This is a genomic window from Frankia sp. AiPs1, assembly GCF_023716945.1.
GTDB lineage: Bacteria > Actinomycetota > Actinomycetes > Frankiales > Frankiaceae > Frankia.
On sequence record NZ_JAMQQF010000207.1, the window covers coordinates 1 to 9,480 of the forward strand.

General features: G+C 73.3%; 7 protein-coding genes. 3 read left to right on the forward strand and 4 right to left on the reverse strand.

Going from position 1 to position 9,480, the window contains the following annotated elements; all coding sequences use genetic code 11:
- The 3 genes from ND748_RS17805 to ND748_RS17815 form a co-directional block, all read right to left on the reverse strand.
- The coding region (locus ND748_RS17805; RefSeq protein ID WP_251746928.1) for a hypothetical protein at positions 1-1,752 on the reverse strand (1,752 nt) is incomplete at its 3' end.
- Between the two features lie 45 nt (positions 1,753-1,797).
- On the reverse strand, positions 1,798-4,191 hold the full coding sequence (locus ND748_RS17810; RefSeq protein WP_251746929.1) for a hypothetical protein: 2,394 nt from the start codon (positions 4,189-4,191) through the stop codon (positions 1,798-1,800).
- Between the two features lie 117 nt (positions 4,192-4,308).
- The gene (locus ND748_RS17815; protein ID WP_251746931.1) at positions 4,309-5,577 is read right to left on the reverse strand and encodes a DUF4407 domain-containing protein; all 1,269 of its coding nucleotides are present in this window, start codon (positions 5,575-5,577) and stop codon (positions 4,309-4,311) included.
- Positions 5,578-5,765: 188 nt separating this feature from the next.
- On the opposite strand from ND748_RS17815, the gene ND748_RS17820 reads away from it, so the two are divergent.
- Entirely contained in the window at positions 5,766-6,536 is a 771-nt protein-coding gene (locus tag ND748_RS17820) for a hypothetical protein (protein ID WP_251746932.1), read from the forward strand.
- 99 nt (positions 6,537-6,635) lie between these two features.
- Here ND748_RS17820 and ND748_RS17825 read toward each other — a convergent pair whose 3' ends face one another.
- Positions 6,636-7,466 (reverse strand): hypothetical protein, encoded by an 831-nt coding sequence (locus tag ND748_RS17825; RefSeq protein ID WP_251746934.1) that lies wholly within the window; start codon positions 7,464-7,466, stop codon positions 6,636-6,638.
- 239 nt (positions 7,467-7,705) lie between these two features.
- Here ND748_RS17825 and ND748_RS17830 point away from each other — a divergent pair, with 239 nt between their 5' ends.
- Positions 7,706-8,941 carry a hypothetical protein gene (locus ND748_RS17830; RefSeq protein ID WP_251746935.1) on the forward strand — a complete coding sequence of 412 codons (1,236 nt, stop codon included), beginning with the start codon at positions 7,706-7,708 and terminating at the stop codon, positions 8,939-8,941.
- On the forward strand, positions 8,934-9,480 hold a 547-nt coding region (locus ND748_RS17835), incomplete at its 3' end, for a hypothetical protein (RefSeq protein WP_251746936.1). The genes ND748_RS17830 and ND748_RS17835, both read left to right, overlap by 8 nt.

Here is a 9,480-nt window from a genome sequence, read left to right on the forward strand (position 1 = left end):
GCCACCGCCCGCGCCCCCGCCGACCCCGCCGCCGGCACCCTGGCCCGCGCCTGCCGCGGCGGTTTTGCGACGCAGCAGCTCGTCCGCGATGCACGCCTTGATCCAGTAGAAGACGCGCAGGGTCAGGTAGTCGCCGCCGAGCTGCGCGTGACCGGTCGCGCCGAGCACCTCCGGCTCGAGCAGGTACCGCCGGCCGACCAGGGGATCGGTGTCGGCATCATTCGGCAGCTCGGTGAGCAGCAGGCTGACCAGGACGATGTCGGTCGTGCCGCCGCCGATGTCGATGACCAGGATGGTGCGGCGCCAGCGCGGGGGAGCGCCGGGCGGCCCGGGCAGCCGGCGGGAGCGTCCCCGGATGGCCTCGATACCGAGCTCGGTGGCCCGCCCGATCTCCAGCATGACGAAGTAGAGCGCCGCGGCGACGCCCTCGTCGAAGTCGCTGCCCTGCACGTTGACGCCGTCGAGCGCCTCGCCGACGAGGCGCTTCAACGCCTCCCGGGCGACCGGCGGGGTGACCGTCGGATAGGTGATGATCACGCGCTTGAGGGGAGCGCGGACGTGCCCCGCCGGGCCGGTGTCGATCGCGCGCTGCGCCTTGCCGGCGAGGAAGCGGTAGATGGCGGCGATCAGGTCCGCCGTGGTCGCCATGCGCGCGTCACGCGCCAGCTCCGGACGGTCCCGCAGCTCCCGCAGGCTGGCGAGTGAATCGGGCGAGGCCAGGGTGCCGACCCTGCGTTTCGCGCCGCGGATGCTTGCCTTCGCGGCGGCCGGCGGCTCCTCCTGCGCCTTCAGCTCGATGGCGATCGGGTTCAGCGCCAGCAGGTGGACGGTGCTGGGCAGACTGTAGATCTCATCGGGCTCGTCGGGATCGTTGAAGCGGACCGGGCGCAGACCGTTCGTCTGCAACGGCGGTGCCGCGAAGGCGCGCTGGTAGCAGTCGTACAGGCAGCGGGCGAGGGTCTCCTGGGGTGCCGACGGCACCAGCCGGTACACCAGCGTCTCGAGCTCCGCCTGCACGGCGTGCAGGAGGTCGGTCGTCGTGCCCCGACCGGTGGTCAGCCTGCCCGCGATGGCGGGCAGCGGCTGCTCGGTCCGCTGGCCGAGCCGGTGGGCCACCCCCTTCGGCACGCCGGCCAGGTAGTCGGTCCACTCCTGCTCGCCGACGCCGGGCGGCACGGACACGAGCAGCGTCCCGAGCTGCTCGGCCAGCACGGCGGCCTGGGCCGCGTCCATCATCGCCCCGGCGTCCCAGCGCTGCAGGGTACGCAGCGCGATGGCGGTCGCGCAGGTCCCGAAATCGATCACAGCCAGGCCGGGATAGCGCCCTCCGGCCGTCGCGTCCGGCTTCGGGACGGGGACGAAGTCGAGCCGCAGTCGCTCGACGACCAGCCGCGACGCGCCCTCGACGGCCTCCCAGCGGACCTCGACGGACGCCGGCAGCGAACCGGCCAGCAGATCGGCGGGCAGGCGGGCGGGCGCGCGGACCAGGGGGGCGACGGCGTCGGCCGATGCTCCCGGGTCGGGGGTGAGCAGCCACGCCTGGCGCAGCCAGGCCGCCAGCTCGGCGGGGGCCGCCGGGTCGACGACCGGCGTCAGCACCGGCACCGACAGACCGGTTCGCAGCGGGATCAGGGCGACCTCGGGCAGCGGGAAGCTGTTGTCGTCGGGCTGGTGGACCGACCGGTAGTGGCCGGATCCGATCTTGTAGAGGTGGGGGTCGGTCGAGCTGACGCTGATGGTGAAGTCGTTCACCACAGAACTCCGTTTCTGGTTCTGCCTGGGCAGGTGGGCTGGGGGCTACTGGTTCCCGCGCAGAAGGTCGCGCAGCTCCCTGTTCCGGGGCAGCGCGGCCACCCAGCGGGCGGCCTGCTGCTCGAGGCAGGCCGAGACGTCTGCGGCCAGCAGCGTCACCTGCTCCTGCACGAGCGTGGTGACCCCGTGGACCGCTTCCTGGCGCAGCACCGTGACCGCGGCCAGATGCCGCCGCTGCTCGCTGCCGTCGTCCGTGCCCTTGAAACCCGGGTGCCAGGGCAGCGCGTGGCGGGTGGCGAACGGGACCGCGTCTCGGGGCGACCGGCCGCGCCGGCCGCCCCCGCCGGTGTCCAGGCTGCGTTCCACCCGGGCTCGGATCGTCCCGGTGCGGTTGCGCCCGGCCAGGTCCTCGACGTCGATCATCCGCTCCGGACCGAGCACCTTCAGTGCCAGCGCGTGGACCTCGGGGTCGTCCAACCGGCTCGCCGGGCCGGCCAGCAGCGTGCGCTGACGGTCATCCCACCGGTCGACGCTCGCCAGTACCAGCTCGCGGTACCTCTTGACCTGCTTTTCCACCGTCGCGACGAACTCCGCCTCGAGCTCGGCGGTGGTCAGCGCCAGTTCCGGCTCGGCGCCGGGCGCCGGCTCCTGGGGCGAGACGACGGGCTGTCGCTCGTCGAGGCTGTTGACGATGTTCTCCCAGGAGTCCCAGAACCAGACGTCCGCGATGTCGGCGCCGGCCGCGGCCAGCAGCGGTTCCGCCGTCTCCTGGCCCGGCCGGGTGAACGTCAACCGAGCCGGGTCGCGGAACTCGCGGGCGTTCTCCCGGACGCGGCGCGCCGCCTCGCCGAGCTCCTCGAAGAAGGTGACGATCCGGGTGGCCTGGCTCGTCGTCGTCGACGTGGCCTGGGACGCCAGCCACGCGACCTCCCGCTGGTAGTCGGCGAGCACGCCGTCGAGCTCCAGACCGGCCCGGCGCAGCTGGGCGAGCTTGTTCGGCAGCCCGTGCTGGCGCAGGTGATCCTCGACCAGGGCGCGCAGCGCCGCGATGCCGCCGTCGGCGGCGTACTCGCGCAGCAGGTGGGCGAGATGGCGGGCCGGCTCGCTTGCCGGCTCGCCCGCCAGCAACCGGTCCGCGACGTCGGCCCAGGCGGCCTGCCGTTCGGGGGCGACCGCCAGCGTCTGCGGATCCTCGGCGCTGGCGCCGGCCTCGATCAGCGCCGGCAGCGAGGAGACCAGCACCGCCCGGTCCAGCGGCTCGCCCAGCTCGTGCCGCGCGCCGGTCAGGTTCTGCGCCGCCACGTAGACGCCGTTGAGCAGGGCCGAGGTGTCCAGCAGCTCGCGCAGGCGCAGCGGTTGACCGCCGGTCGGCAGGGGGACCTTGTCGAACCAGGACGCCGCCACGACCGTCGCCCGGTCCAGCTCCTGCTGGCCGAAGCCGAGCCGCCTGAGTTCGGAGTAGAAGGTGAGGGTGGCGGCGGCCGCCGGCTTGCGGGAGTCCAGCAGCACCATCACCGCGTCGATGCCCTCGAGGCCGAGCCGGCTGACGAACAGGTCGCGCCACTGCGTGCCCTGCGCGTTCAGACCCGGGTAGTCCCGCAGCTCGACCGCGTAGTCGTCGCGCAGGTCCCGCAGCGGCCAGGCGGCCGGGTTGACGGTCACGTTCACGGTGATCCGGCGGATCAGCGGGAACGCCACCCGCAGCCGCTCGGTGTCCAGCGGTACGTCCCAGCGCAGCCCGTGCGTCGTCGCGAGCTCGGGGAAGACCGCGGGCGGACTGGTGGGCACCGACAGTGCCACGCCCCCGGCGACCTCCTCCACCGCGAGACCGCGGGTCTGGCCGATCATCTGCGCGGCGTTGAGCTGGGCATCCCGCAGTCGCACCAGCTCCATCGCGATCAGCTTCAGGGTGACGTCGCCGGCGGGGGTGTCCCACAGGGCGGTGCGGCACCAGGTGTCGAACCGGGCCCAGCCGTCGACCGCGGGGTTGTAGCCGGCGAAGACGCTGGCCGCCGCCTTCGCCGGGGCATCCCGCGTCGCCGCCTCGCTCAGCCGGCCGAGGACGAACGCCACGCAGCGGGAGAGTTCCGCCTCGGTCATGAACTGGACCTCGGCCGCCGTCATCCGGGTCGCGACGTCCGCCGGGCCGGGGCGCAGCCGCAGGACCGTGACATTGCCCGTGGTCGGGTTCTCGCTGCGGCTGAGCAGGAGGGGTTCGCCGAGCAGGACGCCGGCGATGGTGGATTTCGCCGTGTTGTACTCACCCACGTCACCGATGGCCAGCGGGGCGTCCGCCTTCGCCGTGACGGCCTGCGCGGCGGCCCGTCCCCTGGCGCGCAGCTGGCCCAGCCGCGCCGAGTCGTGCTCCTGGTGGGCGTCGAATCTGGTCAGGGCGTCCGCTGCCGCCTGCCGGATGCGGGCTATCTCTTCCTTGTACATCTCCGTCGGCTCCTCTCGGTTATCGGCTCTGCTCGGTCGCGGGAATCCGCCGGCTCGCGGCGCGACCGGTCGGGGGACGGTGTTCTCGCGGGCGCGCGACGACCGGCCGGGCCCCGGTCACCCGTCCGACCCGGAACGGTGGGACCCGCCGGAGGCAGATCCGTTGCTGGCGCCGGAGGGTTTGCCCTGGCCGTTGCGGTGGCGCCGACCGGATGCTTCGTCATGCGCGGATGCTTCGTCATGCGCGGACGTTTGCCGGCCGTTGTGCATCCACAGCCCCATCCGGTCCTTCTCCAGGTTGTGCCCGACCCGGGCCCAGGCGTTTCGGTTCGCGGTCTGCAGATCGGCGCGATACCGGGTGACCGTGTCGCACTGCGATTCCCGGAAGCCGATCCAGGACTCCTGGCGGGCGACGGCGTCGTCGTAGAGCGATCGGCGTGCCAGCAGCTTCGTCAGCAACGGCATCAGGTCGAACGCGATGAGCACGGCCCGGATCAGCCACGGCCAGGCCCGCAGGTCGGGATGGTCGTGCAGGACCCGGTGCAGCGCCGTCTCCCGGGCCGTCCACCCGCGGTCGGCGTTGATCCGGTCCTGGATCGCCGGCGGAACCGTCGGCAACGGACCGTTGCGGTAGTCGTCGAGCCTCTTCTTGGCCGCGTCCAGGCGGCGGTTCTGGCCGGTGAGTCTGGCGTCCTTGGCGAGGAAGTCCCGGTTGAGGGAGTCGACCCGGTCACCGTCGGGGGTGTTGGCCGCCGTGTCGGGCAGCGTGCTGCGCGCGGCCTGCAGGGCCGCGAACGCCTCGTCCCGGGCGGTCTGGGCCGCGGTGACGTCGGGGGCCACCGTGTCGACGTCGGCCTGCCGCCTGCCCACCTCGAGCTGCCAGAGCCGTTTCGCCTCCTGCTCGATCGCGATCTTGTGGATGACGGGGAGCTCCCGGTTGATCTCCGGCGAGAAGAAGGTGAGGAGCACCGCCTCGCAGACGATGACCGCCGCGCCGATCGAGACGACGATCCGCAGCAGGTATCGGGCCGCCTGCTTGCCCAGCTCCCCGATCCCGGACCGCTCGTGTTTCGGCTCGGCGACGATCATCCGGTCGATGAGGAAGATGAACCCTCCCCACAGCAGGCCGAAGGGAAGGAACGCCGGGTGGAAACCGAACACGACCGAGGTGAACAGCACGAACACGACGGCGGCCAGCAGCCCCACCAGCAGCAGGAGCAGGCCGGATCCGCTGTAGCGATAACGCTGCCCCCGGGTGAGGAGCAGATCGCGGTCGGCGCCGGCGCACCACAGCAGCACCCGGGTGACCCGCGGCGGCGGACCGAGATTCGCCTCGGCCTCGGCCCCGGCCCCGGCTGAATTGGCTGAATCAGGCAGGCCAGACATGGGCTTCCCCTCAGATCGAGCGGTGCTCGGCGCGCCCCCCGTGACGTGCCGAGCCGCGGTGACCGAAGGCGGTGACGGTTCCACTCGATGCCGTCGATCTTGTTTTTCACGCTAACCACCGGCATGCCGGCCGGTACCCTCGTTGGGACTTGACGCAGCGGACAGATGGTGCGTAAACGGGGGCCGACGTGGAGACCAGTCAATTCGTGCCCATCGGGCAGCGGCGGGTTATCTTCACCGCCGACATCAAGGGCTTCGGCCAGATGAGCGGGCCGGCCAAGAAGCATGCTCAGAACGACCTGGCCGACGTGATGGACCATGCGTACCGCGCCGCCCGGCTCTCGCTCGAGGCCCTGTATGCCGCGCTGGAGGGCGATTCCGTCATCGCCGTCATCCCGGCGGGCCTGCCCGAGGCGGACACCGTCGCCGCCCTCGTGCGGGGCGCCCACAACCGGCTGCGGACGCTCAATCGGGGCAGGCCCGCCGAGGGGCCACTGCGGCTGCGGTTCGCCTGCGGTCAGGGCATCATCGAGGCGGGCGGCACGGGTCTCGGCGGCGACGCGATCGTCGAGGTGTGCCGCATCCGGGACGCGGAGCCGACCAGGGCCGCGCTGCGGGACCACCCCGCGGCTGCCGCCGTCCTGGCGCTCACCGAGGACATCTACCGCAGCACCGTCGCGACCAGCGAGCACGAGCTGCAGCCCGAACAGATGGTCGCGGTCAGGGTGGTGGAGAAGGAACTGACCACCACCGCCTGGCTGTGGGTGCCGGACCATCCGCCGGCGTTCGGGCCGCAGGGGGATCCGACCGGTTCCAGGCCGGACGGGGACCCGACCGGTCCCGGGCCGGGCGGCCGGTCCCGGCCGGTCGACGGCGGACCGGCCGGCGGGGCACGGGACGGCCGGTGCGAGCCGTTCATCGGCCCGGGTGACCTCGTTCCCGGCGAGCGTTTCGGCTGATCACGCCCGCCGGCTGCCCGCGCCTGTCGGCCGATCGCGCCTGCCGGCTGCCCGCGCCTGCCGGCCCATCGTGCCCACCGGCGCGGGCGGCGTCGGTGGTCAGTCGAGGGGGACGCGGAACGACATCGGGTCGGATGTCTCGGCCGACACCTGCCGGAAGTCGTCGAGCCAGGGACGCAGCACCACGGCCTGCGCCGTCAGCACCCCGGCGACCTCGGTCGCCTCCTTCGGCAATTCGACCAGCACACCGCCGATCACGTTCTGGTACCAGAGCGGGTAGCCGGGCTGGCTGTCGAGTCTCCAGCCGAAGGAGGTCCTGTTCTGGCCGAAGGTGGTCACGAGCGGGCGCAGCTCGGTGGCGGGTGGCGGCAGCGGGCCGCGCCGGTGAACCTGACCGTCGAGTTCCGCCGCCAGCGCGGTGAACTCCGACTCCCAGTCCTCGGCCTGTCCGCGCGGGTCCCGGGCCGGCACCGAGCCTCCTTCCCTCGGCTCCCCGGCCCGCTCGCCTGGCCGGGGGGCAGCCGGGAACCGCTGCCCCTCGCCGACACCACCGGTCACCGGCACGGATTCCAGCCGGCGGCCCGGCTTGAGCTGCAGCGCGTATCCGGGCGGATCGTCGAGCTGGCACCGCACCGACGCCCACGAGTACCGGTGCCCGTCGGGCAGCTCCAGCAGGTCGAACGGAAGAACCAGCAGCACGTGCCGGGAGTGCTTCGCCTGCACCCGCCGGAAGAAGGAGGACGGAAGGTCGTCGGGGCCGAGCAGTAGCGGGTCCACCCGTCCGAAGCTGACGCCGCCCACCGAAACCGGATGGGTGGCGCCGCCGGCGTCCAATGTGCGCTCGGCGAAGACGAGGTCGCGGCGGCCGATGACCGCGTCGGCAGTCAACGGCGCAAGCGCCGGTATCAGCTCGCCGCCTGTGGAATCCATCCGATACCCCCCGATCGCCGTGCCATGCCACATTGCCGTGCCCTGCTGTATCGCCGTGCCGTGCCACATTGCCGTGCCGTGCTGTGTCGCCGTGCCGTGCCATATCGCTGTGCCGTCCCGTAATCCCATGGGATCGCGCCGGCCATAGGCAGGTATGACGTTCTGGTAGGCGCATCCTCCTACGCGCCTGCCCGCCCTCTGGAGGCGGCCCGGCACCGCAACAGACAACGGGGGAGATTGTGGGTTTCGCTGCCTTTCGCGGTCGGCAGGTCGTCTCCCGGGCGGCCGCGGGTGCCGCGCGGGCACCCCGGCCGGCCCGGGTACGCCGACTTGCGCCGGCCGGGCCGGCCACGGTGGACGGTGACCGGGCGCATGCCGCGTGGGTCGGCCGGTTGTTCGGGCGGGCCCGCTGGGCGCTGCACGACGACGGCCGCTGCCTGTTCGTCCCCGCGCCCGGACACGCCCGCGAGGACGTCTTCCCGGTGGGCGGCGTCGCCGAGGAGGCAGGCGCGCAGGTCCGGGTCGCGCTGCGGCGCCATGCGGACGCACTTGCCGTCACGGTCACCGGGTTGATCGTGCCCGACCCGGCGCTCGGCCCCGGTGTCGGCCAGCCAGCGCCGGAGGCCGGGCGGGCACCGGGGGGAGCCGGCCGACCGGCAGCCGTGGCCCGCTTCACCGGTCAGTACGAGCTGCGTGCCGGGGACACCGTGCGCCGGCACCCGGTGTCGGTCCCGCTGGCGGAGATCCCCCCGGACGGAGGGCCGCCCCGGCCCTTGCGGATCGACGGCGTGCCGGTGCCGGTCGTCTACGCCTGCCAGCTCACGGGTCGCAGCGGCGGGGCCGCCTTCGGACCGCTGCGGGCGGAACTGAGCGTCGTCGATCCGCTCCCCGGCACCCGGGACCCGATCGAAATCACGATCTTCCCGGCCGCCGCCGATCCGCCAGGCGCCTTCCCCCCGGACGCGTTCCCGCCGGATGCTTTCCCCTCGGATGCCTTCCTGCCGGATGCCTTCCTGCCGGGCGAGTTCCGGCCGAGCGCGTTCCCGCCGGACATCATCCCCGCGGGCGAGCTGCTCTGGCTCACCAGCGTGCCCGGAGCGGGCCGCGGCGAGACCGGCTCCTATCGGGTCGAGGTGCGGGCCGGCACGGCTGACGTCGTCGTGGACGCGGACGACGGCGCGGTGGGCGTGACCTTCGCTGCGCCGCACCGCCTGCTCGGGGCCATGCCGGTCGCGGCCCGCCGAGCCCGGCTGCGGGCCGTCTTCCGCGGCACCGCGGATGGCCGGACGCTGCGGGTCGACGGCCAGGTCTCGGCCGCCGGACTCCTGCTGGACGAGGCGGTCGACTACACGGCGACGCTGGTCGGGCAGGCCGACCTCGCCGACGGCTTCGACGGCGATCGCTTGGACGGCAATGGTTTGGACGGAAATGGCTTCGACCGGGCCTGGGCGGCCGCCGGGTACGGCCGTGCCTGAGCCGCCGCCCGACGGCCGCGGGTCGTGGCGGGAGAGCCGGGACGCCGCCTACTCGCTGGTGCTCTCGCGCCGTCACCGGGCCGCGCTGCCGCTGCTGCTCACCGCGCTGGACGGTTGCCGCCGGGAGCAGCGCGACGACTCGGTCGGCCCGCAGGCGCGCGAGTCCGCGATGATTGACGAGCTGAACATCCTCATCCGGATGGTGGCCTGCCATCACGACGGCGTGGACCTGCCCGGGTTGCTCACCGTGCTGCGCGCCGCGGCCCGGGTGCACCAGTGCCTGACGGGCCGCGCGCATCTGGCCGCGGTGACCCGGGAACAGACGAACCTGGTGCTGGGCGGGCTCACCGGCGTGCTGGAGTCGTGGCGCAGCCGGCTCGTCGACGAGGCCGACCGCATCGATCTGCTGGATGCCTCGGCCGACGTGTTCGAAGCGCTCGCCGACGTCTTCGCCGCGGTGGGACGCCCGGACGCGGCGCTGGCGGCGGCGGAACGCGGCCGGGCGCGGACGTTCGCCGACCTGCTGGCCGCCCACCGCG

Coding starts and splice junctions, on each gene's coding strand:
- ND748_RS17810 (WP_251746929.1), bottom strand. CDS start 4,191: ATGTACAAGGAAGAGATAGCCCGCATCCGGCAGGCGGCAGCGGACGCC.
- ND748_RS17815 (WP_251746931.1), bottom strand. CDS start 5,577: ATGTCTGGCCTGCCTGATTCAGCCAATTCAGCCGGGGCCGGGGCCGAG.
- ND748_RS17825 (WP_251746934.1), bottom strand. CDS start 7,466: ATGGATTCCACAGGCGGCGAGCTGATACCGGCGCTTGCGCCGTTGACT.